Origin of the sequence: Cryobacterium adonitolivorans (genome assembly GCF_004402695.1) — a bacterium.
Taxonomy (GTDB): domain Bacteria; phylum Actinomycetota; class Actinomycetes; order Actinomycetales; family Microbacteriaceae; genus Cryobacterium; species Cryobacterium adonitolivorans.
The window spans coordinates 1-23,825 of record NZ_SOFL01000002.1 but is presented as its reverse complement, the minus strand read 5'-3'; the positions used below and the strand labels follow the sequence as shown (position 1 = coordinate 23,825).

The window sequence follows — 23,825 nt, the reverse complement described above, 5'->3', positions numbered from 1 at the left end:
CTCAGCTCACCGCCGATCGGGGCGCCTGAGCTCGCTGGTGGGTTCGCGCTGTTGGGCGATCCACGCCCCCACATCGGAGATGGCGAACTTGAGGTGCTTGCCGAACCTGTAGGCGGTAGGGCCTTTGCCGTGCACCCGCCATTCGTAGACGGTGGAGATCGGGATGCCCAGGTACGCGGCCAGCTCGTGGACGTCTATCAGGGGCTCCAGACCCCAGTCGTCGGTGGGAGGGCAGGTTGGGTTCTCGTTGTGAATGCTCATACCCAGAAGGTGTGCCGGGCGATCCCGGATGATCGGGAGGAACCGAAACCGACCTCAGCGCCTCAGACGACAGGGCCGGCTCAACGGCGGAAATGGGCTGATAGTGATGGGGTAGTGATGGGAACATCAAATCTCTTAACCAAAAAAGTCCCGGAAACCCTTGAGTTTCCGGGACATTTGGTCGGGCTGACAGGATTTGAACCTGCGACCCCCTGACCCCCAGTCAGGTGCGCTACCAAGCTGCGCTACAGCCCGCCGTTCCCAGTAAATTCCCGCGAGGGCATCTACCGGAGACAACTGGACTAGCTTACCGCGTCGGAAGAGTACTCGCGTTCACTTTTGGGGTGCATCTGGTCGCGGGGTGCTCAGAAAGGCGGTTGACAATGTTGTAGGGCGACGTACTCTCTACCGGAGGCAGGTCACCGGATCTCGACAGGCTCGATCAGCGGGTCGGAGCCGGATCTCGACAAGCTCGATCAACGGGGGCGCTCGATCAACGGGTGCGCTCGATCAGCGAAGGTGGCTGCGATTCCCTGCTCGCACATAGGTTTTCCATAGGAATGGGTTGTAGCGTGACGCGAGGTCGTCACCGGCCGCTCATACAACGAAGGAAGTTATGTCCCAGAACAGCTCACGTCCCCTGTCCAAGTTCAACCTCGTCCTGGCACTGCTGTGGCTGGTCGACGTGGTCGTGACCGCCGCGGGGTACCTGATCCTGACCTCCTCCAACGCCACCCAGGCCGAGTTCTACACCTCGCAGTCCGCGGACTACGGGGCGTACTTCTCCGCCCAGTCCGGCAGCGGGCTCGGTGCCACCCTGATCGGCACCGGCATCCTGGGCTTCATCGTCACCCTCGCGGCCATGGTCGTGTCCCGGTCGATCGCCAAGAACGCCGTCGCGGGTCCGGCGGTCATCGATGACGAGCCGGACTTCGGCTTCGACGACACCGACTTCGACACCGACGAGAAGACCGCCGTACAGGCGCAGGCCGCCGAGGCGCCGACCTCCGCAGCCCCGGCTACCACGACCGCGGCTACCGCGGCCCCGACCGCTGTCGCGCCGACCGTTGAGGCGCCGGCCGCAGAAAGCACCACGGGCGACAAGCCCACCGACGAGCCCAAGACCGCTCGCTAACTCCCCCGCGCGCAAGCGCAGACGTGGGAATGCCCGGGGCGGTGCCCTAACAACCGCCCCGGGCATATCTATGTTTGGGCCTCCCCCGCCCAAAAACTATTGGGGAAGAGCCTCGAGCAGCTTCTCCACCTCGGCGTCGGCCAGCACCGACCACGGTGAACCGTCCGGGTCCGCGGCCGCGGCATCCGGGCTCTCGCCCTGATTCCACCACTTGCTCTCGTAGGGAACACCGTCGAAGAGGATCAGGGTGCCCTTTTCGTAGATGGCGGTGCCGTCCCAGGTGGGGTAGGTGCCGGCGGGCAGGGTGGGCTTGGGGATCGGGGTCTCCCCCGGCATCACCGGGCCGATCAGCACCCACGGCGTCTCCCACTCGTTGAGCACCGGGTTGTCGGGCAGGTCGCCGCGCGTCCACCACTTGGTCTGGTAGACGTTCCTGTGCCAGACCACTTTGGTGCCCTCGAGGTAGGAGGATTCCTCCGCCCAGATCGAGTACGGGCTGGTGTCCGGGTCGTCGATGATCGACTCGATGTCCTTGGCCTCATCGGTGGTCACCGACGCCGCCGCGGTGACCGGGCGGCCGGTGAAGCCCTTGCCCAGCACGCCCACGAACGTCTCGTCGCCCTGGTCGATGCCGCTGCAGGAGTCCGACACCCGCGTGAGGTCCGCGTAGTTCGACCCGCAGGTGGTGTCCCGGTTCAGGGACCACAGCGACATCCGGCCGATCTTCTGTTCCTTCGCGAACGCGTTCACGGCGCGGGCATCGTCGAGGTCGAAGACCTCGTCGGGCACGTCGTTCTGGCCGGCCATGGGCGTCATGCCGATCTTCGACCACACCGTGGCATCCGTCAGCTCGGTGCCGGCCCGGCTGTACAGGGTACCGATCTGCCCGTGCGCGGCCGTGACGGCGCGAATGGATGCCTCGGCCATCGTCTCGTCCGCATCTTTGCTGCTGCCGTAGTCCATGGTCATCAGGTTCACCCCGGCCAGGTCCACCTTGGCGTCGAGCATGGCGGTGACCGCGTCGGTGCCGTCTTCGGTGAGGCCGAAGGTGCCCACGGGCAGGGTCAGCCACACCGCGAGGTCGTCGCCGGCGCCGCGGCGGTCGGCCTGCAGCTCGGCGATCGCGGTGGCCCGACGCTTGGCCGCTGCGCTGTCGGTGAGGTTTTCGCCCTCGAGGTCGAGGTCGATGGTGGTCACGTCGTACCGGTCGAGCACCGCGGCGTAGGCGGCGGTGAGCTTCGTGGTGTCGGTGCAGCCGGTGCCCAGTTCAGTGTTGAGCAGGCCACCGAAGGAGACCACGACCTGGCCGTCGAGCTGAGTGACCCGGGCCAGCCTGCGGTCAAGGTCGAGCTCATCCGCGGCCTCGTCGAGGGTGTAGTAGGTGCCCCAGCTGGGCGTGCAGGGCTCCTCGGCGTCGGCGACGATGAAGGAGAGCACCACGTCGCTGCCGGCCCGCTCGGCCGAAGCCTCGAAGTCGTAGGTGGGGGTGGCGGTCACGTCGACGTAGCCGGCGAACCAGGGGTCGTAGGCATCGGCGGCCTGCGCCGAACCCCACCACTGCCAGCCGAGGTAGCCGCCGCTGGACAACGCTACGACGAGCACCACGCCGAGTAGCACCCGCACCACCGAGAGGCGTCGGCGCGGCTTGTCGACCTGGCTGAGGGTCTCGGGCGCGCTGGGCGCTGTTGCGCCGGGTTCCACGGCGCTCATTTGAGCGCTCCCTGCTTGGCACCCTTGGACGCGGGCTGGCTCACGAATGGCCCGGTGATCACTTCAACGTCGCTGGGCAGCTCGCCGACTGCATGGCCGTGATAGATCACCGCGCGCCAGTCGAGAACGGGCTCCACCGGTAGCGCTGCCGCCACGGCGGTGCTGCGGCGGGGGGCGCGTTCGACGAACATCCACTGGGTCATGCCCAGCCAGACGTCCACGATCGAGTTCCACGGGCCGATGTAGGCGAGGATGGCGAAGATGGCCAGCAGGGCGTTGAACCCGGCGAACACGGCGTTGCCCCAGTTCTGGTTCGACGCATCCCGCCACAGGGTGAGCGCGGAGAACGCGACGATCAGGTACGGCACCACCACGAACAGCAGCGGGGCGGCCGTGCGGTTGCGCACCTTGGGGGTGCGGGCGAACGGGATCTTCTTGCTGGTCACGGCCTGCTGCATCGACTTGAGCACTCCGGCGAGGTTCACCGGCAGCAGGATCAGGTTGAAGCCGTAGATGCGCAGGATGTCGCTGAACTTGTAACCGCAGGAGCGCAGGTCGCTGCCCATCGCGAGGAAGTACGGCACGGCGGCGAGCACGACGACGGGGCTGAGCAGCCGGCTGTCGTAGGGGTAGGCGAGCAGGAAGATCAGGCCGAAGCTGGCCCAGGCGATGCTGGCCATGTAATTCACCCGCAGCGCCAGTTCGATCACGCTGATCGGGTGCCCCTGGCGGCGGCGCTCACGCATCTGGCGCCAGAGCTTGGGCAAGATCAACAGACCACCGTTGGCCCAGCGGCGACGCTGCACGATGAGCGAACCGAAGTCGGGTGGGGTGGCGCTGTAGCTGAGCCGCTCGGGGTAGTTCGTCAGCGACCAGCCGTGGGTGCCCAAGTCGATGCTCGACTCGGTGTCCTCGATCACGGTGCGGTCCTGCACGTAGCGGCGCACCTCGAAGCCGCCCACAATCTCGACCTCGACGATGTCTTCCAGGGCGACCTTGCGGATCACGGCGTTGGCGCCCACCCAGAAGGTGGCGCCGTAGTGGGACAGGCCCTGGTGCAGGATGTGCTGGATGTCGGTGGTGGCGCCGGCGAGCCGCTCGATGCGGGTGGGGGCGCCGCGGAACGACGAGTACGGCGTTTGGGTGACGGCGACCTTGGCGTTGTCGGGCTGCTCGAGGAAGTAGACCAGGCGCAGGCAGTAGTCGCGCAGCAGCAGCGAGTCGGCGTCGAGGGTGAGCAGGTACTCGGAGTCGCGCACCACGTAGTCGGCTGGCGCGTCGTCGGCGACCGGGCGCAGGATGGTGCCGTCCGGCCCCTCCTCGCGCTGGAACCGGCGACCCATCAGGCCGATGTAGGCGTTGAGGTTCATCGCCTTGTTGGCTTCGTGCGAGAGCGAGGAGAACAGTTTACGCTCGAAGGTGTCCAGCTCCGCGGAGAAGGTCCAGAGCAGCCGGCGGTGCAGTTCCAGCATCCGGGCGGCGGTGGGCGCGGTGCCCTCCCGGGCGGCCGCGGTCAGCGCCGCGCCGGTGAGGGAGAGTTCCGCGGCGAGTCCGCCGAGCACTTGCTCCACGAAGAAGGTGTCAACGTGGTCGTCGATGGTCTCGGCGGAGGCCATTGCCTGCAGCCAGCGGGCGGCCCACTGGTAGCTGCCGGCGAGGCGGTGCACGGCCCGCTGGGTGGGCTGCGGGTCGTCGGTGAGTTCGATCTCGCAGATCAGCAGCTCCTCGGCGAACCGGTTCTTCGGTTCGGCCAGGGCCAGCTCGATGTCGCGGGCGATACTGCGGGAGGCCTGCAGCTGCGCGGCGACGGCCGGATCGCTCGGGTGCGGCGGGTCGTCCAGCAGCAGCACGATGCGCAGGTCGGGATACTCCTGCAACGCTGCCGACCACAGGGTGGCCCGCACCACGCCGGGTTCCTCGCTGTAGGAGGGCACCAGCACGGTGAGAGAGCCCTGGTGGCTGGCGAAGTGGCCGTCGAGTTCGGCGCGGGGTACCCGCACGTGGTCGCGGAAGCGCTGCAGCGCACCCTGGCGGGCGATCAGGTACAGCAGCGCGGAGAAGGTGAGGAACGTCACCACGACCACGTATGAGATGGCCTCGGTGGTGAACCGGAAGCTCTCGGTGCCGTTGTTGAGGAACTGGCGCAGGATCGTGTAGATGACGTACGCGAGCCAGGCCAGCACGGTGGTGATGATGGCGAGGCGACCCCAGATGATCTTGGCGTCGCTGGGAATGTCGTGAACGGTGGGGAGGGGCTGGGTGTTGCGTTCGGCGCCGAGTTGGCGTTTGCGGGCAGGCGAAGCTAGGGACTTCGAAGGCACAGTAATTCATCCTTGGAGTAGGGCCAGGGATCTCGCTGGATCAACGGTCGGGAGATTCGGGTTCTCGTTCAGACCAGGTATCAACGAAATGCAGGGACACGGAAATGTCGGAAGGGCTGCGTTGTGCGCCCAGCGCCGCTCTAGGGAAGCGGACGGCTGAGAAGGAACAGGGGCGGTAGCGCACCGTTCGGGCGGTGCGGCGGCGATCTGGCGGGTAACCTGCGGGCTTCGGGGCCGGCGGATACTGCGGGTGATGCGGATGGGTCACGGGCCGGGTGGGGTTCGTGACGTGTCGGTGCCGGTAGAGCCGGGTGGATTCTGCCTGCATGAAGAACTTAGAACATTCGCACCGTCGAATGAAGACCCCCGGACGGGGGCACCTTCAACCTTGGCTTGGGGGTTCGGGGATCAGTTCCGCACCAGCGCTGGGATCGGCTCGTTCGGCTTGCGCCGCCCTTGGGAGGCCCTTGAGTCAACCTTGCGGCAACCTTGCGGCGCGATCGGGCGCTTTGTGGGCCGCGGGCGCACGAAAAAGCCGCATGCCGGCATCCGAAGATGGCGGCACACGGCCTGGTCGAACCGGCCGGTCGGGTTAGCGCTTGCGCTTCTCGCGCACTCGCATGCTGATGTTGATCGGGCTGCCGGCGAAGCCGTAGACCTCGCGCAGGCGACGCTGGATGAACCGGCGGTAGCCCGGGTCCAGGAACCCGGTGGTGAAGATCACGAAGGTCGGCGGGCGGCTGGAGGCCTGGGTGCCGAACAGGATGCGCGGCTGCTTGCCGCTGCGCACCGGGTGCGGGTGCTCCGCGGCCAGCTCGGCGAGGAAGGCGTTGAACTTGCCGGTGGCGACGCGGGTGTCCCACGACTCGAGCGCAAGCTCAAGCGCCGGAACCAGCTTCTCCATGTGACGGCCGGTCTTGGCCGAGATGTTCACGCGCGGGGCCCAGGCCACGTGGGCCAGGTCCTGCTCGATCTCACGTTCCAGGTAGCGTCGACGGTCGTCGTCGATCTGGTCCCACTTGTTGAACGCGAGCACCAGCGCACGGCCGGACTCGAGGACCAGGTCGATGACGCGCACGTCCTGCTCGCTGATGACCTCGGTGACGTCGATGAGCACCACGGCCACCTCGGCCTTTTCCAGGGCCGCGCTGGTGCGCAGTGACGCGTAGAAGTCGGCGCCCTGGGAGAGGTGCACGCGACGGCGGATGCCGGCGGTGTCGACGAAACGCCAGACCTTGCCGCCGAGTTCGACCTGCTCGTCGACCGGGTCGCGGGTGGTGCCGGCCAGCGCGTTGACGACAACACGCTCTTCGCCGACGACCTTGTTGAGCAGGCTGGACTTGCCCACGTTCGGGCGTCCCAGGATGGCGACGCGGCGCGGGCCGCCCACTTCCTGCTTGGCGACGTTGGAGATCTCGGGGAGCTTCTCGAGGATCGCGTCGAGCAGGTCGGCGACGCCGCGGCCGTGCAGTGCGGAGACCGGCCAGGGCTGGCCGAGGCCGAGCGCCCACAGGCTGGCCGCTTCGGGCTCCTGGCGGATGTCGTCGACCTTGTTGGCGATGAGGAAGACGGGCTTGCCGCTGCGACGCAGCAGCTTCACGACGGCCTCGTCGGTGGAGGTGGGGCCCACATTAGAGTCGACGACGAACATGACGACGTCGCACAGCTCGATGGCCAGTTCGGCCTGCATGGCCACGGATGCGTCGATGCCCTTGGCGTCGGGCTCCCAGCCGCCGGTGTCTACGAGGCTGAAGCGGCGTTCGTGCCACTCGCCCTTGTAGGTGACCCGGTCACGGGTCACACCGGGGGTGTCCTCTACGACGGCCTCGCGGCGGCCGAGGATGCGGTTCACGAGCGCGGACTTGCCCACGTTGGGGCGGCCGACGATCGCGATGACCGGCAGGGCCGGCAGGTACTGGATGGCGTCGGGGTCTTCGCTGACGTGGTCGAGGACGTCGAAGTCCTCGTCGTCGAGGTCGTATTCGTTCAGGCCGGTGCGCAGCGCGGTGGCGCGCTGAGTGATCAGGGCGTCGTCCTCGTCGAGGTCGGTCAGGCGCGAAGCGATTTCCGGGTCGAGTTCGGGGATCGTCGTGTCGTCGAATTGATTAGTCATGCGAGTTCCTCGCGGTATTGATGACCTCTACAACCGCGTCAATGGTCTGGTCGAAGTCGAGATGGGTGGAGTCGACGGTGGTCACACCGTCTGCGGCGCTCATGAATTCCACTACCTGGGAGTCGGCGCGATCCCTCGATCGCAGCTGTTCCGCCACGGTGTGGGCCGATTGGGTTGATATTTCCGCAGAGCGCCTCGCCATTCTAGCCTCTTCGGTTGCTGTGAGTAGAATGCGGACCTCGGCCTCGGGGGCGACGACGGTGGTGATGTCTCGGCCTTCGACCACCACGCCGGGCTGCGGAACAGCCCGGGCGATGTTGCGGAACAGCTCGGTCAGGTGGGTGCGCACCGCGGGGACCCGGGCGATGGCGCTGACCGCGGCCGAGATCTGCGGCTCACGGATGGCGTCGGTGACGTCGCTCTCCCCCACCCGCACGAAGTAGGCATCCGGTTCGGTGCCGATCGTGTAGTCGAAGGTGGGCAGCATCGCGCTGACCGCGGCGGAGTTCTCCGGGTCGACCTCCTGGTCGATGACCAACCAGGCCAGCGCCCGGTAGGCGGCTCCAGTGTCGAGGTAGCCGTAGCCGAGGCGGCGGGCCACGGCCCGGCTGACGCTGGACTTGCCGCTGCCGGCAGGCCCATCGATCGCGACGAACAGGGGGTAGGAATGCTTACTCAAACGTCTAACCGACAATCCGCCAGCCGCGCGCGGCCAGCTCAATGGTGAGGCGGCTGACCGCCTCGGGGAGGATGCTGATCTCGGCGAGCCCGATCTGGGCTCCCGGGGAATGCTCGAGGCGCAGGTCCTCGAGGTTGACGCCCGCCTCGCCGATTTCGTTGAACAGGCGGGCGAGCTGGCCGGGGGTGTCGTCGACCATCACGGTGAGGCTGGCGTAGCGGCGGTCCTGGCCGTGCTTGCCGGGCAGCCGGGCCACGCCGGTGTTGCCGCCGGCGATCTCCTCGGCCACCTGGCGGCGGGCGCCGGGCGCGGCCGGGTCGGCGAGGGCGCCGATGAAGCGGTCCAGGTCGTCGCGCAGTGCGAGCAGGATCTCCCGCACCGGCGCGGGGTTGGCGCCGAGGATCTGCACCCACAATTCAGGGTCGCTCGCGGCGACGCGGGTGACGTCGCGCAGGCCCTGCCCGGCGAGGTTGAGTGCGGAGGCGGGCGAGTCGGTGAGGCGGCGGGCCATCAGCGTGGACACCACCTGGGGCACGTGCGAGACCAGGGCGACACCCTTGTCGTGCTCTTCCGGGGTCATTTCCACCAGGGTGGCGCCGAGGTCCAGGATCAGGTCGTCGATCGCGGTGGCGCGCTGGTAGCTGATGTCGTCGTGCGCGGCGACCACCCAGGGCCGGCCGATGAACAGGTCGGCGCGGCCGGCGAGCGGTCCGCCGCGTTCCCGGCCGGCGAGCGGGTGCGAGCCGATGTATCGGGACACGTCGGCGCCGCGGTCGCGTAGCTCGGTCAGCGGGGCCAGCTTGACGCTGGCCACATCCGTCACGATCGCGTCGGGGAAGGCCTCGAGTTCGCGGGCCACGATGTCGGCGGTCACGTCCGGCGGCACGCACACCACGATCAGCTGCGGGGCGTCCCCGGCGGTGGCGGCGCGGCCGGCGCCGTAGTCGATGGCCAGCGACAGGTTGGTCGGCGACGCGTCGGCGAGGATCACGTCGATGCCCCTGGCACTCAGGCCCAGGCCGATGCTGGTTCCCAGGAGCCCGGCGCCGACGACACGCACCGGCCCGATCAGGCGAGACTCGACCACGTTCGGCTCCAAACTTGCGCGGTTGACAGGGGTGAAACGGATGCTGCGCCCTACTTCTGCCCGTTACTTCTGAACTTCGGCGCGGGACACCGTGAGCAGCTGGCCGAGTTCCACCTTAGTGAGGTCGCGCACGGCGCCGGAGCGGAGGGTGCCCAGCTGCAGCGGCCCGAACTGTCTGCGCACCAGGTCCACGACGGGGTGGCCGACGGCGTCGAGCATCCGGCGCACGATGCGGTTGCGGCCGGAGTGCAGGGTCAGCTCCACCAGGGTGAAGCCGTCGCCGGGAGGGCTGGTGAGGATGCGGGCCTTATCGGCGGCGATGGGGCCGTCCTCCAGCTCGATGCCGGTCTGCAGCTTGCCGATGGTCTGCGCCGAGACGCGGCCCTCGACCTTGGCGATGTAGGTCTTGGCGACGCCGAAGGAGGGGTGGGCGAGCACGTGGGCGAGGTCACCGTCGTTGGTGAGGATCAGCAGCCCGCTGGTCTGGGCGTCGAGGCGGCCCACGTTGAACAGGCGCTCCTCGTAGCCCTCGGTGAACTGGCGGAGGTCGGGCCGGCCGCTCTCGTCCTGCATGGAGGAGACCACGCCGACGGGCTTGTTCAGCATCACGTAGCGGCGGCTGGTGTCCAGCTGCACCGCGACGTTGTCCACGGCGATCTTGTCGATGTCGGGGTGCACGCGGCGGCCGAGTTCGGTGACGACCTTGCCGTTGACCCGCACGCGGCCGGAGCTGATCATCTCTTCGCTGACCCGGCGGGAGGCGACGCCAGCGGCGGAGAGCACCTTCTGCAGGCGGATGCCGTCGACGGCGGCGTCGGGGTTGGTGGCGAAGTCCGGGTTGGTGCTACTGGTATCGGTGTAGCCGTCGTTGTGGTCGACTGTGTTTTCGGGCATGTTTTCGGTCATGGTAGATCCTCGAATCCGTTCGCACCGTCGGCGAGCAACGGCGAAATTAGTGGCAACTCGTCGAGCGAGTTGATTCCCAGCTGGGTGAGCAGCAGGTCGGTGGTGGCGTAATTGATCGCGCCGGTCTCGCTATCGGTGAAGGCCTCGGTGATCAATCCGCGGCCCAGGAGGGTTCGCACGACCGAGTCGACGTTAACGGCCCGAATCGAGGCTACCGCGCCGCGGCTGATCGGTTGCTTGTAGGCGATCACCGCGAGGGTCTCCAGCGCGGCCTGGGAGAGCCGGCTGGGGTTCTGGGTGAGCACAAAATCGGCCACCACCGGGTCGTGCTCTGCGCGCACGTAAATGCGCCAGCCGCCGGCCACCTCGCGCAGTTCGAAGCCGCGCCGCACGGAGCCGTGCACCCCGTCGAAGTCGGCGACCAGCCGCAGGATGGCCTCCCGCACGTCCACGAGCGGATGCGCGACGGCGGTAGCCAGGTGCACCAGGCTCTGCGGCTCATCCGCCACCATCAGGATGGCCTCGAGCCGCCGCTCAATCGCTACGGCTCCCCCACCGCCGGAGGTCGAGCCCATCCCGTCGGTCCAGCTTGTCGAGACCCCGCGCTCGCTGGTCGAGCTTGTCGAGACCCCACCACCGTCGGTCGAGCCTGTGGCGACCTCGTCGAGTGTGGTCATGCTGGCATCAGGCGTCATAGTCGGCTCCGAGGTTCGCGAGATTGTCGTCCGACCAGCCGTCGGCGTCCCAGTGCAAACTGAGCTCGCCCAGCGGTTCCAGCTGGTCGAAGGTGAGGGCACCGTGCCGGTACAGCTCCAGCACGGCCAGGAAACGGGCGATCACGAGCCCCTTCTCGGAGCAGTCCACGATCAGCTCCCGAAACGTGAGGCTCTGATTGGCCCGCAGCATCGCCACAACAATCGCCGCCTGTTCCCGGATGCTCACCAGCGGCGCGTGCAGATGCTCCAGTCCCACGGTCGGCAGCTCCCGCGGAGTGAGCGCCAGCGCCGCCAGCGCGCCGAAGTCGTTCAGCGACAGCGTCCAGACCAGCTCCGGCGTCGTGGTGCGGTACTTCTCCTCGAGCCGCACCGAGCGCACATGCCGGGTGGCTTCGTGTTCGAGGTGCTCCAGGAACCAGGCCGACGCCGTCTTGAACGCGCGGTACTGCAGCAGCCGGGCGAACAGCAGGTCGCGCGCTTCGAGCAGCGCTACGTCCTCGGCATCCACCAGCTCGCCCTGCGGCAACAGGCCCACCAGTTTGAGGTCGAGCAGGGTGGCCGCCACCACGAGGAACTCGGTGGCCTGGTCAAGCTCCTCTGTGGCGTCGAGCCCGCGCAGGTAGGAGATGAACTCGTCGGTGACCCGGCTCAGCGAGATCTCGGTGATGTCGAGTTCGTGATTGCCGATCAGGGAGAGCAGCAGGTCGAACGGTCCCTCGAAGTTCTGCAGCGCCACGGAGAACCCGGGCGCGGGGGTGCCGGCCTCGCCGATGGTGCCGAGCGGGCCGATGCCGGCCGTGCGGGTGTTGGTCGTGGCGGTGGTCGCCGCGACGCGGGCCGGAGCGGCCGAGGGCCGCTTAGGCGACCGCGCCACGCTGGATCAGTTCCCGCGCCGCCTGCTTGTAGGCCTTGGCGGCGGCGTGTTCCGGAGCGAACTCGGTGATCGGCACCCCCGCGACACTGGCATCCGGGAATTTGACGGTGCGGCCGATGACGGTGTCGAGCACCCGGTCGCCGAACGCGTCGACAACCCGCTCGAGCACCTCACGCGAGTGCAGGGTGCGCGAGTCGTACATGGTGGCCAGGATGCCGTCGAGCTCGATGGCCGGGTTGAGGCGGTCGCGCACCTTGTCGATGGTTTCGATGAGCAGCGCCACACCGCGCAGGGCGAAGAACTCGCACTCCAGCGGGATCAGCACGCCGTGGCTGGCGGTGAGCGCGTTGACGGTGAGGATGCCCAGCGACGGCTGGCAGTCGATGAGGATCACGTCGTAGTCGTTGGAGACCTTGCGCAGCACCCGGGCCAGGATCTGCTCGCGGGCGACCTCGTTGACGAGGTGCACCTCCGCAGCGGAGAGGTCGATGTTCGCCGGGATGATGTCCAGACCCACGACGGAGGTCTGCTGGATGGCTTCCTTGGGGTCCTTGGAGCCGCTCAGGAGCAGGTCGTAGATGGTGGTGACGTCGTGCGTGGGTACGCCGAGGCCGGCCGACAGGGCGCCCTGCGGGTCGAAGTCGATGGCGAGCACCCGGCGGCCGTAGCCGGCCAGCGCCGCTCCCAGGTTGATGGTGGTCGTCGTCTTGCCGACGCCGCCCTTCTGGTTGCACAGCGAGACGATGCGTGCCGGGCCGTGGCTTTTCAGCGGCGCGGGCTCATCGAATACCTGCAGGGGCCGACCGGTTGCACCGGTGGGTGGTTCCTCGAGTCCGGGAAGCTGCGTCCGGCTATCCGTTCTACGCGCCACTGGGCTGTCCTCGATCCGTCATGCAGTTCACTTGGTAGATTCTACCGAGCCGACAGGCCCAGCCCGGCCAGATTCGCCGGTGCGCCGCCACCTGCCTCACCATCCCGTATCCGGCACCACGCCGTCTCACCCGCCGCCTCTCGCGCGTCTGGTACGCCAGCTGTTCCCCGTGCGGACGTTTGCGTCTGGTGCGCCGGACCAATTGTCCGCTTCGGCAACGGTCATGGGCGGATGCGTCAGCCGGCCTTCTTGTCGTCGGTGCCCCGGCGCACCCGCACCACGGTCTCCCAGCCGGCCACGAGCACGAGAACCGCGGTGGTCACCGTGCCCAGCTGCAGCGGGGTGAGCACGAATGCCGCACCGAACGCCGCCAGCAGCGCCCCGATGCCCACCAGGTACGACACGAGCAGCTCCCGGGCCACGACGAGCCGGAACAGCAGCATCCCCACCACGTAGAGCGCCGGCCCGCCCACCAGGACCACCGCGGTCGACAGGGTCATCTCCGCGTGCGGATGCGTGAGGACCTCCTTGTCGGCCACCGAGGTGAGCGCAATGCCGGCGATGATCACGGCGTGAACGTAGGTATAGGCGAGCCGGGCGATACGGCCGGGCTCCGCCGCGGCGGCGATGGCCCTGGCGCCGGCGCGTTCGCTGCGGTCGAAGTACAGCCACCACATGGCCACGGTCGCGCCGAACGCGAGCAGCATGCCCAGGATGCTCGCCGCCGACGACTCCTTCGCAACGAACGCGAATCCGGTGACCAACAGCGATTCACCGAGGGCGATGATCACGAACAGGGCGCTGCGCTCGGCGATGTGCGGGCCGGAGAGGTTCCAGTGATCGATGCCGGACGCGCCGAGCCCCGGCACCCGGAAACCCACCCCGGCGGAGAGGTACTCGATGGCCAGGGCGACCAGCCAAAGCGGCAGCCGGTACTGCAGGGGCAGCAGCGCCCCGACGATCCAGAACGCGCTGGAGAGGGCCAGCCAGGCCAGGACGCGCACGAAGGTGCGGCGCAACTCGGTGTCGTGCCGGGCCACGGCGAGCACCATGAAGGCCGTTCGACCCAGTTGCAGCACCGAATAGGCCAGCGCGAAGACGATGCCGCGGTCGCCGAACGACTCGTAGATCGACACGCTCACCACGAAGCCCACCAGCGACAGGCCCAGCACCACGCCGCGCACCGGCAGCTTGGCCGGGTCGAGCCAATTGGTCACCCAGGTCGTGTACACCCAGACCCACCAGAGCGCGAGCACCAGCATCGCGGACTCGAGGGCGCCTTCCCAGGACTGGTTTTCGTAGAGGTAGCGGGAGAGCTGGGTGAGCGCGAAGACGAAGATCAGGTCGAAGAACAGCTCGACGTAGGTGACGCGGTCGGCGCCGTCGGAGTCGTCGGGCCGCAGCAGATTGCGGCGGATGCCGAAGCGGCCGGCCGGCGTCGGTGCGGGCGGTGGCGGAGAGGTGCGGGTCACTCCCCCATTGTGGTCGAGCTTGCCCGCGAAGCGCACCCATTCCGTTGGTCGAGCTTATCGAGACCCGGTGAGCCGATCCCGGGTCGCGCCCGAACAGGCACCCTCACGCGGTCTCGACAGGCTCGACCAACGACGGGGCGCGGGTCAGCGGGCGCGGGGGTGCGCCGTGGTGTACACATCGCGAAGGGTGTCGATGGTGACGAGGGTGTAGATCTGGGTGGTGGCCACCGACGAGTGGCCGAGCAGTTCCTGCACCACCCGCACGTCGGCACCGCCGGAGAGCAGATGGGTGGCGAACGAGTGCCGCAGGGTGTGCGGCGAGACCTCGATGCCCAGCTGGGCGCGTTCGGCCGCCGCCCGGATGATCAACCAGGCGTTCTGCCGACTCACCCGGTGCCCGCGCACCCCGAGGAACAGTGCAGGGGTGGCCTTGCCGCGGGTGGACAGCACCGGCCGGGCCCGCACCAGGTACGCGTCGATCGCGGCGCGGGCGAAGCTGCCGACGGGCACGATGCGCTGCTTGTTGCCCTTGCCGGTGAGCCGCACCACGTCTTCCTCGAGCATGTCGTCCACGTTGAGGTTCACCACCTCGGACACCCGCGCCCCGGTGGCGTAGAGCAGTTCGAGCAGCGCCTTGTCGCGCAGCTGTTGCGGTTCCTCGCCGTCGGTGGCGGCCAGCAGCGCGTTCACCTGCTCGATCGAGATGGCCTTGGGCAGCCGCAGGCCGAGCTTGGGCGGTTTGGTCTCGTGCGCCACGTCGACGTCCACCAGGGATTCCTCGAGCAGGAACCGGTGGAAGCCGCGCACGGTGCTCAGGATCCGCGCGACCGAGGCCGCGGTCAACGGTGATTCGGCGCGGCTGCCCAGGTGTTGCACGAACGCGCTCACCTGCGGCCCGGTCACCGTGCGCAGATCGGTGACCTCGGCATCCGCCAGCCAGCCGGCGTAGATGACCAGGTCGCGGCGGTACGCGGCGACAGTGTTGGCCGAGAGCCCGCGTTCAATCGAAACATGCCGCAGAAACGAGTGCACGGCCGCATCGACGAACGCGGGGCCGGTCACACCGTGTGGTCCCAGTTCTGCGGATGCCGCGGCCAGGGCAGGTCGGCCGGCGCCAGGCTCGCCCAGCCGCGGGAGCGGGAGGCGGCGGCAGCCAGCACGCCAACGACCAGCGCCGGGTTCTGCACCCTGCGGGCGAGCGCGGCGTCGACGGCGTCGTCCAGGGACACCCAGCGGGTGACCATGTCGGCCTCCTCGTCGGTGCGCTCGAAGGCCTCGGTGGCCGGCGAGAGGCCGCGGGCGAGGTAGATGCGGATCACTTCGTTGCTGCCGCCAGGGGACGTATAGAACTCGGTGAGCACGTTCCACTCGGCTGCGACGACGTCGGTCTCCTCGGCCAGCTCGCGCTGGGCGCCGATGAGGGCGTGTTCGCCGTCGACGTCGAGCAGGCCGGCGGGCAATTCCCACTCCCGCATCCGCACCGGGTGCCGGTACTGCTGGATCAATAGCACCCGGTCCTGGTCGTCGAGGGCGAGGATCGCGACGGCGCCGGGGTGGTCGACGTACTCGCGTACGATCTCGGCACCGTTGTAGTCGAACGCGTCCTGACGGATGTTCCACACGTGGCCGTCGAACCGCACGGCGCTGGAGGTCAGCGCCGTTGGCGCCGGCTCATCCTCGATGCGGGGCAGCAACGCGTCGATCTCCGCGCGGGCGGCGAGGGTCTCAGGCATCTTCCTTGACCTCGAACAGGCGGCTGGCCTGCTGGCGGTCCAGGGCCGCACCGATCAGGCCGCGGAACAGCGGGTGCGCGTGGCTGGGGCGTGAGCGCAGTTCGGGGTGGGCCTGGGTGCCCACGTAGAACGGGTGCTCGGCGCGGGGCAGCTCCACGTACTCGACGAGGTGGCCGTCGGGTGAGGTGCCGGAGAACCACAGACCGGCCTCGGCGATCTGGGCGCGGTAGTTGTTGTTCACCTCGTAGCGGTGACGGTGACGCTCTGACGCCATCGGGGCGCCGTAGAGCTCGGAAACGATGGAGCCCTCGGCGAGGTTGGCCGGGTACAGGCCCAGGCGCATGGTGCCGCCCAGGTCGCCGCCGGCGATGATCTCGACCTGCTCTTCCATGGTCGCGATCACGGGGAACTCGGTCTCCGGGTCGAACTCGCTCGACGAGGCGCCGTCGAGGCCGGCCTTGTTGCGGGCGTATTCGATGACCATGCACTGCAGGCCCAGGCACAGGCCGAGCACCGGGAGGGCGTTCTCGCGGGCGAACTTGAGGGCGCCGAGCTTGCCCTCGATGCCGCGCACGCCGAAACCACCGGGAACGCAGATGCCGTCGAGCTCGCTGAGCATCGCGGCGGCGCCCTCCGGGGTCTCGCAGGTGTCGGAGGCGATCCACTCGAGCTTGACCTTGGTCTGCTGGGCGAATCCGCCGGCGCGCAGCGCTTCGGTCACCGAGAGGTAGGCGTCGGGCAGGTCGATGTACTTGCCGACCAGGCCGATGGTGACCTCGTGCTTGGGTTCGCGCACGGCGTCGAGCACCCGCTGCCAACCGGTCCAGTCCACGTCCTTCACCGGCAGGCTCAGGGCGTCGGTGATGTACTTGTCCAGGCCCTGGTCGTGCAGCATGGTGGGGATCTCGTAGATGCTGGGCACGTCGATGCAGTTGACGACGGCATCCTCTTCGACGTCGCACATCAGGGCGATCTTGCGCTTGTTCGACTCGGAGACGGGCCGGTCGCTGCGCAGCACAAGCGCATCCGGCTGGATACCCAGCGAACGCAGCGCGGCGACGGAGTGCTGGGTGGGCTTGGTCTTCTGCTCGCCGGAGGCGTTCATGAACGGCACCAGGGACACGTGCACGAAGAAGACGTTCTTGCGGCCCAGTTCGTGGCGCACCTGGCGGGCGGCCTCGATGAAGGGCTGCGACTCGATGTCGCCGACGGTGCCGCCGACCTCGGTGATGATCACGTCGGGGCGCGGCTCGTCGCTGGCCTGCAGGCGCATCCGTCGCTTGATCTCATCGGTGATGTGCGGGATGACCTGCACGGTGTCGCCGAGGTACTCGCCGCGGCGTTCGCGGGCGATGACCTGCGAGTACACCTGACCGGTGGTGACGTTCGCCGCCTGGGTGAGGTTGATGTCGAGGAAGCGCTCGTAGTGGCCGATGTCGAGGTCGGTCTCCGAGCCGTCGTCGGTGACGAATACTTCACCGTGTTGGAACGGGTTCATCGTGCCGGGATCGACGTTGAGGTAGGGGTCCAGCTTCTGCATCACGACGCGCACGCCGCGAGCAGTCAGGAGGTTGCCGAGGCTTGCCGCCGTCAGGCCTTTACCCAATGAAGAAACGACACCACCGGTCACAAAAATGTGCTTGGTCGTTTGAATAGGTACTGCGCCGTCTGACTTGTCCGCGTTTATATTGTTCACCACGGGCTTCGATCCTATCACCTAGCGGGGGCCTCTCCGTTGGAGCGAGTTGAGTGGGCAAGTTCGATGAGCTCGCGAGCGTGCTCGAGCCCGCTGGCGGAGTCGGGCAGTCCGGAGAGCAGCCGGGCCATCTCGGCGGCCCTGTCGTCGCCGCTGAGCTGGCGTACGCTGCTCGCGGTGACCGACCCGTGGCTGTCCTTGACGACGCTGAGGTGGTTGCCGGCGAAAGCGGCAACCTGGGCGAGGTGGGTGACCACGATCACCTGGGCGGTCTCGGCGAGCCGGGCGAGTCGCCGGCCGATCTCGATCGCGGCCGCGCCGCCCACTCCGGCGTCGACCTCGTCGAAGACGAAGGTGGGCACCGGGTCGGTGGCGTTGATGACGACCTCGATGGCCAGCATCACCCGGGACAGCTCTCCCCCGGATGCGCCGCGCGCCAGTGCCCGCGGCTCGGCGCCCGCGTGGGGCTGCAACATGATGCGCACCAGGTCGTGGCCGGTCACGGAGACCTCGTCGAGCCGGTCTATCTCCACCACGAGGCGGGCGTCGGGCATGGCCAGCGCGGCCAGTTCGGTGGTGACGGCGGCGCCGAGCGCCGAGGCCGCCGTGGTTCGGATGCCGGTGAGCGCCTCGGCGAGCCGCTGCACGAGGTCGCGGTCGGCGGCGGTGTCGGCGCGCAGGGCGTCGATGCGGTCGGAGTCGCTGTCAAGCTCGAGCAGGCGGCTGCTGCCGGTGTCGAGGAAGTCGATGGCCTCGTCGAGACCTCCGACGAACTTGCGGGAGAGCACGCTCAGTTCGGCGCGGCGGTCCTGCACCACCTCGAGCTCCCGGGCGCCGTCGGCGTCGAGGCCGGCGAGGTAGCTGGAGAGTTGGGCGGCGATGTCGGCGACCACAAAACCGGCGTTGGCGAGGGCCTCGGCCAGCGGCGGCAGTGTCGGGTCGTGTTCGGCCGCGCGTTCGAGCTGGCGGCGGGCGGAGTCGAGCAGGGCGACGACGTCGGGAGACTCGTCGCCGGACTCCTCGGCCGAGAGCAGTTCGCGGGACGAGGCGGCGGCGAGCCGGAGTTCTTCGAGGTTGCCGAGCCGTTCGGCACGGCTGGCGAGTTCGTCGTCTTCGCCGCGCTGCGGGGCCGCGAGCTCGATCTCGGCGATGCGCAGGCGCAGGTCTTCGGCTTCCCGGGCCCGGCGGTCCTGCTCGGTGATGAGCAGGTCGAGATCGGCCTGGTTGGCGTGCCAGCGGTGGTAGACGTGCTGGAAGGCCGTGAGGGCGTCGGTGAGCTCGGGGCCGGCGAACCGGTCGAGCGCCCCGCGCTGCGCGGAGGTGGACCGCAGGCGCACCTGGTCGGACTGGCCGTGCACCACGACGAGGTCGCCGCCGAGGTCGCCGAGCACCCCGGCGGGGGCGCTGCGGCCGCCGACCACGGCGCGGCTGCGGCCCTCGGCCGACACGGAACGGCTGAGCAGCAGCTCCGGGCCGTCGAGGTCTCCCCCGGCGTCCCGCACCCGCTGGGCGACGGGTCCGTCGGGTGCGATCAGCCAGCGGCCCTCCACCCAGCTCTGCGGCTGGCCGGCCCGCACGGTGCCCGGGTCGGCGCGTTCGCCCAGCAGCAGGCCGAGCGCTGTGACGACCATGGTCTTGCCCGCGCCGGTCTCACCGGTGATGGCGGTGAAGCCGGGGCCGAGCGGGAGGGTGGCCTCCTTGATCACGCCGAGGTCCCGGATGACGAGTTCTTCGATCATGCGGTCACCTCACTCACGTCCGACCGGGCCCCGCCAGCCCGTGATGGGCAGGTTGAATTTGTTCACCAGCCGGTCGGTGAACGGGCCGCTGTGCAGCCGGGCGAGGCGCACCGGAACCGGTGAGCGTCGCACGACCACGCGGGCGCCCGGCGGCAGGTCGTGCACCCGGCGTCCGTCGGCGCAGAGCACCGCGGTGCTGTCGCCGCGGGCGAGGACCTCCACGGCGAGGGAGGAATCCGGCCCGACCACGAGGGGGCGGGCGAACAGTGCGTGGGCGCTCAGCGGAACGAGCAGCAGGGCGTCCAGGCTCGGCCAGACGATGGGTCCACCGGCGGAGAACGAGTAGGCGGTCGACCCGGTGGGGGTGGACAGCACCACACCGTCGCAGCCGAAGGCGGACAGCGGGCGACCGTCGACCTCGATGATGACCTCGATCATCCGCTGCCGGCTGGCCTTTTCGATGGTGGCCTCGTTGAGCGCCCAGGTTTCGTAGACCACCTCGTGGTCCACCTTCACCCGCACCGAGAGCGTCATGCGCTCCTCCACGAGGTAGTCGCGGAGCAGGGCGCGGCGCACGGCCTCGCCGAGGTCGTCGCGTTCGCTTTCGGCCAGGAAACCCACGTGGCCCAGGTTGATGCCGAGCAGCGGCGCGGAGCAGCCGCGCACGATCTCGGCGGCGCGCAGGATGGTGCCGTCGCCGCCGAGCACGATCACGAGTTCCAGGTCGGTGGCCTGCACGGTCTCGCCGAGCACGGCCGTGCTGCCGTTCAGTTGCGGGCAGGACGCGAGCAGGTCGGCGCGCTCCTCGGCGGCCAGCACCGGCACGGCGCCGGCGGCGATCAGCTGTTCGCACACCGTGGCCGCGGCTTCGAGGGAGTCCTGGCGGCCGGTGTGGGCGACGACGAGGATGTGTCGTGGCGTTGCGGTCATACTCGTCACGCTCCCACCAGTGCGGTTATCCGGTCGATCCATTCTGTCGGATTGGTGCCGGTTTCACTTCGCAGCCACACGAGATATTCATGGTTGCCCGCGGCCCCGGCGATCGGCGAGGCGATCAGGCCGTTCACGCGCAGCCCGAGGTCCCAGGCGGCCCAGAGCACCCCGGCGACGGCGTCGGCGCGGAGGCCCGCACTGTGCACGACGCCCTCCCGGATGCCGCCGCGGCCGACCTCGAATTGCGGTTTGATCAGCAGAACGAAGTCGGCGCCTTCGGCCGCGGTGGCAACAAGAGCCGGCAGCACCGTGGTGAGGGAGATGAACGAGAGGTCGCCAACGACGAGGTCTGGGCGGTCGGTGATACCGGAGGCGCCCGCGATGGACTCCGCGGTGGCGTAGCGCAGGTTGAAACCCTCGACGAGCACCACCCGCTTGTCGGCCCTGATGGTCGGCGACAGTTGGCCATGGCCCACGTCGACGGCGATGATCCGGCCGATGCCGCGTTCGAGCAACACCTGGCTGAAGCCGCCGGTGGAGGCGCCGGCATCCATCGCCGTGCGACCGGTGACCGGCAGGTCGAACGCGTCGAGCGCGGCGACGAGCTTGTGCGCGCCGCGGCTCACGTAGTGGTCGGTGGGGGCGACGGCAATGACCTGGGTGTCGCGCACCTTGGCGGATGCCTTGACGACCGGGCTGCCGTCCACGGTGACCAGGCCCTCGGTGATGAGCCGGGCGGCCACGGTGCGCGAGCGCACCAGGCCGCGTTCGAACAGCGCCGAATCCAGGCGTTGCTCCCCTGTCGGCGAAACCGCGGGTTCAGCGGCGGGCGCTGCCGGCGTGCTGATCGGCACGCTGGTGGGCTGTGGCGCCGACTTTCTCGGGTCCGGCGCGTCCTCGTGCTGGGTCCCCATCCCGGGGTCTGGCTCTGGCGTGCTGGAGGTGGTCATTCGGCCTTCGATCGGGGCACGTCGCCACCTTCGAGGTGGTCGCGCAGACTGTCGTGCAGCTGGAGATACCCCGCGGCCCGGTCCTTGAGCGGCAACGCCTCGGCGGCCGTGACGCGGGCCTCGAGCTCACCGTCCAGCACGGGCGGGGCTGGTGCGTCGTCGGAAGGCGCTGGCGCCGCTGCAGACGGCGTCGGGCGCGGCCCCGGGCGACCCGGGGTCGGCGCACTGGGCGGGCGTGCCGCATCTACTCTGTCTGCACTCACGCTTCCTAGGCTACCGTCCGAGATAGAGACTCTCCGGAACGTTGAGGCCGTAGATCGGTCGCCCGGACGCCCAGATCACGGCGCAGGCGGCCCGCAACAGGTTGATTCCGTCGTCTCCGACCGCCATGATTTCCACGTCGGCGCCGTGGATGCGCACCGAGGCGCCCTCGACCGTCGCTTGGGACTTGTCCTTGGAGAACACGGTCACCGGGTAGGGCTGGTGCAGCTGGCGCAGGTCCTCGAGGATGAACGTCGGACGCTCAGTGGGGCCGGCCGCCAGGGCCTGCTTGGCCTTGTCGATGCCGGTGAGCACGAGCACCGACGGCATTCCCGCGCGGTTGGCGCCGAGGATGTCGGTGTCGAGCCGGTCGCCGATGAACAGCGGCGCGGTAGCATCAAAGCGCTTGATGGCCTCGAGGAAGATCGGGATCTCCGGCTTGCCGGCCACAAGCGGCAGGCGCCCCACCGCGGTGTGCACCGCGGACACCAGGGTGCCGTTGCCCGGCGCGATGCCCCGGGCCTGCGGAATGGTCCAGTCGGTGTTCGTCGCGATCCACGGGATACCCGCGTAGTCGCCGTCCTGGGTCACGCCGGCGTTCAGCGCGAAGCTGGCCTCGGCCAGCTGGGTCCAGCCCACCTCGGGAGCGAAGCCCTGCACCACGGCGGCCGGGGAATCCTCGGCGGACCGGGTCACCGTGAAGCCGTGCTTCTGCAGTTCGTCGACGAGCCCATCGCCGCCCACCACCATGATGAGGGATCCGGCCGGCACCTGCTCCACGAGCAGCCGCATGGCGGCCTGCGGCGAGGTGACGACATCGGACGGCGCCACGGTGAGGCCGAGGTCGGTCAGGTGAGACGCCACGGACGCATCCGTGCGCGACGCGTTGTTGGTGATGTAGCCCACCCGGATGCTCTCGGCGGCCTTGTTGAGGCCGTCGATCGCGTACGGGATGGCGTGCGGTCCGGCGTAGACGACCCCGTCGAGGTCGGCCAGGACCACATCGATGCCGGCCAGGGGTGTGGCCGGCTCAGTCAACGGGCGTCGTTTCAGGATCTTCGTCCACGCCCTCGGCGTCGTCGTGTGATTCGTCATCGGATGAAGCAGCGTCCTCGGTGTCAGGGATTGTGATGGTGTCGTCGGCGGTCTCGAGTTCGTCGGGCGAGTCGGCGTTGTCCTGATCGGACTCGTCCTCGTCCTCGTCGGTGTGCTCGTCCTCGTCCTCATCGAATTCTTCTTCGTCGAGTTCGACGATCTCGATGGTCTCGTCGACGTCGCCGTTCAGGGCGGCGTCCGCACGGGAGGCACGTTCGTTCCAGATGTCGGCCTCGTCGGTGCGGCCGAGTTCTTCGAGAACCTCGGCGTAGGCGGCGAACAGCTCGGAGCTGTAGGAGAACGCGGTCTTGGGGTCGAGTTGGGCGATCTCGAGTTCGCTCAGCGCGGCCTCGGTCTCTCCCAGGTCCAGGCGGGCGCCGGACATGGCGATGGCCAGGGCCACCTGCACACCGGCGGGCAGGGTGGAGCGGTCCACCGAACGGCCGAGCTCGAGGGCGCGGTCGGGGCGGCCCACGCCGCGTTCGCTGTCCACCATCAGCGGCAGCTGGGCGTTGGAGCCCGAGATGCGGCGGTAGGTGCGCAGTTCCCGCAGCGCCAGGGCGAAGTCGCCGGTGGCGTAGGCGGTGATGGCCAGGCTCTCGCGCACGACGGCGATACGGCCGGCGCGACGCGCGGCGCTCATCACGTGGCGGTGAGCGAGCTCCGGGTCTTCCTCGATGACTCGGGCGGCCATGGCCAGGTGACGGCCCACGGCTTCCGCGTTGTCCTTGGTGAGGGTCTTGAGCTCGTTGCGGGCGATGCGGTCAAGGTCCTCTGACGTGATGTCGTCGGGCAGCTCGGGGTCGTCGTGACGCGGGCGCACCGAACGCAGCTCGCGCTGCATGCGCTGCTCTTCGGTCATCTCCTCTTCGACGACGCGGGCGTCGCGGTCACCGCGGGCGGGGGCGCCTTCGCGGGTCCACAGCTTCTTGCCGGAATCGCGGGGAGCGCCAGCACGGGTCGGCGAGCCGCCGCGGGCGCTGTCCTTCAGCCACGGCTTGTTCTCGGTGTCGCGCTGGGGGCGGTCGGAGTTGCCCTTGTACGCGGGACGGTCGCTGTTGCCCTTGTAGGCGGGACGGTCGCCGTCGCGTTGCGGACGGTCAGAGGTGCCCTTGTAGGCGGGGCGGTCGGAATTGCCCTTGTACGCCGGGCGCTCGGAGTTGTACGCCGGGCGGTCGCTGTTGCCCTTGTACGCCGGACGGTCACCGTCGCGCTGCGGACGGTCAGAGTTGCCCTTGTACGCGGGGCGGTCCGAGTTGTAGGCGGGGCGGTC

Annotated in this window: 21 protein-coding genes and 1 tRNA gene; 1 reads left to right on the top strand and 21 read right to left on the bottom strand. The window is 68.8% G+C overall.

Translation table 11 applies throughout. The features are described 5' to 3' along the window. Nucleotides 1-6: 6 nt before the first annotated feature. Nucleotides 7-261 carry a helix-turn-helix transcriptional regulator gene (locus E3O42_RS00370; protein ID WP_134451968.1) on the bottom strand — a complete coding sequence of 85 codons (255 nt, stop codon included), beginning with the start codon at nucleotides 259-261 and terminating at the stop codon, nucleotides 7-9. Between the two features lie 178 nt (nucleotides 262-439). Continuing rightward, nucleotides 440-516: transfer RNA gene (locus tag E3O42_RS00365), tRNA-Pro, on the bottom strand. A 361-nt stretch (nucleotides 517-877) separates the two neighbouring features. Here E3O42_RS00365 and E3O42_RS17840 point away from each other — a divergent pair. Further along, on the top strand, nucleotides 878-1,396 hold the full coding sequence (locus E3O42_RS17840; protein ID WP_166787843.1) for a hypothetical protein: 519 nt from the start codon (nucleotides 878-880) through the stop codon (nucleotides 1,394-1,396). Between the two features lie 96 nt (nucleotides 1,397-1,492). Here the strand turns inward: E3O42_RS17840 and E3O42_RS00355 are convergent, their stop codons facing one another. From E3O42_RS00355 to E3O42_RS18340, 19 genes are all read right to left on the bottom strand, one after another. Next, nucleotides 1,493-3,106 carry a chitinase gene (locus tag E3O42_RS00355; RefSeq protein ID WP_134451967.1) on the bottom strand — a complete coding sequence of 538 codons (1,614 nt, stop codon included), beginning with the start codon at nucleotides 3,104-3,106 and terminating at the stop codon, nucleotides 1,493-1,495. Further along, on the bottom strand, nucleotides 3,103-5,427 hold the full coding sequence (locus tag E3O42_RS00350) for a glycosyltransferase family 2 protein (RefSeq protein ID WP_134451966.1): 2,325 nt from the start codon (nucleotides 5,425-5,427) through the stop codon (nucleotides 3,103-3,105). The genes E3O42_RS00355 and E3O42_RS00350 overlap by 4 nt, the downstream gene beginning before the upstream one ends. A 592-nt stretch (nucleotides 5,428-6,019) precedes the next feature. Beyond that, the gene (gene der / locus E3O42_RS00345) at nucleotides 6,020-7,540 is read right to left on the bottom strand and encodes a ribosome biogenesis GTPase Der (RefSeq protein WP_134451965.1); all 1,521 of its coding nucleotides are present in this window, start codon (nucleotides 7,538-7,540) and stop codon (nucleotides 6,020-6,022) included. Continuing rightward, entirely contained in the window at nucleotides 7,533-8,219 is a 687-nt protein-coding gene (cmk, locus tag E3O42_RS00340) for a (d)CMP kinase (protein WP_134451964.1), read from the bottom strand. The genes der and cmk overlap by 8 nt, the downstream gene beginning before the upstream one ends. Before the next feature lie 4 nt (nucleotides 8,220-8,223). Continuing rightward, nucleotides 8,224-9,306, bottom strand: coding sequence for a prephenate dehydrogenase (locus E3O42_RS00335; RefSeq protein ID WP_241984538.1), 1,083 nt, complete (start codon nucleotides 9,304-9,306; stop codon nucleotides 8,224-8,226). Between the two features lie 63 nt (nucleotides 9,307-9,369). After that, the gene (locus E3O42_RS00330; RefSeq protein ID WP_241984537.1) at nucleotides 9,370-10,212 is read right to left on the bottom strand and encodes a pseudouridine synthase; all 843 of its coding nucleotides are present in this window, start codon (nucleotides 10,210-10,212) and stop codon (nucleotides 9,370-9,372) included. Next, nucleotides 10,209-10,787, bottom strand: coding sequence for an SMC-Scp complex subunit ScpB (gene scpB / locus E3O42_RS00325; protein ID WP_134452166.1), 579 nt, complete (start codon nucleotides 10,785-10,787; stop codon nucleotides 10,209-10,211). Before scpB ends, E3O42_RS00330 begins: the two co-directional genes overlap by 4 nt. 109 nt (nucleotides 10,788-10,896) lie before the next feature. Continuing rightward, nucleotides 10,897-11,718 (bottom strand): segregation and condensation protein A, encoded by an 822-nt coding sequence (locus E3O42_RS00320; protein WP_134452165.1) that lies wholly within the window; start codon nucleotides 11,716-11,718, stop codon nucleotides 10,897-10,899. Between the two features lie 67 nt (nucleotides 11,719-11,785). Continuing rightward, nucleotides 11,786-12,673 carry a ParA family protein gene (locus tag E3O42_RS00315; RefSeq protein ID WP_088455765.1) on the bottom strand — a complete coding sequence of 296 codons (888 nt, stop codon included), beginning with the start codon at nucleotides 12,671-12,673 and terminating at the stop codon, nucleotides 11,786-11,788. Nucleotides 12,674-12,909: 236 nt separating this feature from the next. Then, a complete protein-coding gene (locus E3O42_RS00310) occupies nucleotides 12,910-14,145 on the bottom strand; it encodes a low temperature requirement protein A (RefSeq protein WP_166787842.1) in 1,236 nt (411 codons plus the stop codon). Between the two features lie 144 nt (nucleotides 14,146-14,289). Next, a complete protein-coding gene (xerD, locus tag E3O42_RS00305; protein ID WP_134451961.1) occupies nucleotides 14,290-15,207 on the bottom strand; it encodes a site-specific tyrosine recombinase XerD in 918 nt (305 codons plus the stop codon). Continuing rightward, the gene (locus E3O42_RS00300; RefSeq protein ID WP_134451960.1) at nucleotides 15,204-15,878 is read right to left on the bottom strand and encodes an NUDIX domain-containing protein; all 675 of its coding nucleotides are present in this window, start codon (nucleotides 15,876-15,878) and stop codon (nucleotides 15,204-15,206) included. The genes xerD and E3O42_RS00300 overlap by 4 nt, the downstream gene beginning before the upstream one ends. After that, nucleotides 15,871-17,577, bottom strand: a complete 1,707-nt coding sequence (locus E3O42_RS00295) for a CTP synthase (protein WP_134451959.1) — start codon at nucleotides 17,575-17,577, stop codon at nucleotides 15,871-15,873. The genes E3O42_RS00300 and E3O42_RS00295 overlap by 8 nt, the downstream gene beginning before the upstream one ends. Before the next feature lie 14 nt (nucleotides 17,578-17,591). Then, nucleotides 17,592-19,313, bottom strand: a complete 1,722-nt coding sequence (recN, locus tag E3O42_RS00290) for a DNA repair protein RecN (protein WP_134451958.1) — start codon at nucleotides 19,311-19,313, stop codon at nucleotides 17,592-17,594. 9 nt (nucleotides 19,314-19,322) lie between these two features. Next, nucleotides 19,323-20,243: an NAD kinase gene (locus tag E3O42_RS00285; protein ID WP_134451957.1), complete on the bottom strand. Its 921-nt coding sequence runs from the start codon at nucleotides 20,241-20,243 to the stop codon at nucleotides 19,323-19,325. 5 nt (nucleotides 20,244-20,248) lie between these two features. Next, nucleotides 20,249-21,196 (bottom strand): TlyA family RNA methyltransferase, encoded by a 948-nt coding sequence (locus E3O42_RS00280; RefSeq protein ID WP_241984536.1) that lies wholly within the window; start codon nucleotides 21,194-21,196, stop codon nucleotides 20,249-20,251. Next, on the bottom strand, nucleotides 21,193-21,459 hold the full coding sequence (locus tag E3O42_RS00275) for a hypothetical protein (RefSeq protein WP_134451956.1): 267 nt from the start codon (nucleotides 21,457-21,459) through the stop codon (nucleotides 21,193-21,195). Before E3O42_RS00275 ends, E3O42_RS00280 begins: the two co-directional genes overlap by 4 nt. Nucleotides 21,460-21,469: 10 nt before the next feature. Further along, a complete protein-coding gene (locus E3O42_RS00270) occupies nucleotides 21,470-22,552 on the bottom strand; it encodes an HAD-IIA family hydrolase (RefSeq protein ID WP_134451955.1) in 1,083 nt (360 codons plus the stop codon). Continuing rightward, nucleotides 22,488-23,825 (bottom strand): tetratricopeptide repeat protein (locus E3O42_RS18340; RefSeq protein WP_241984535.1); only part of this gene is annotated, 1,338 nt, incomplete at its 5' end. The genes E3O42_RS00270 and E3O42_RS18340, both read right to left, overlap by 65 nt.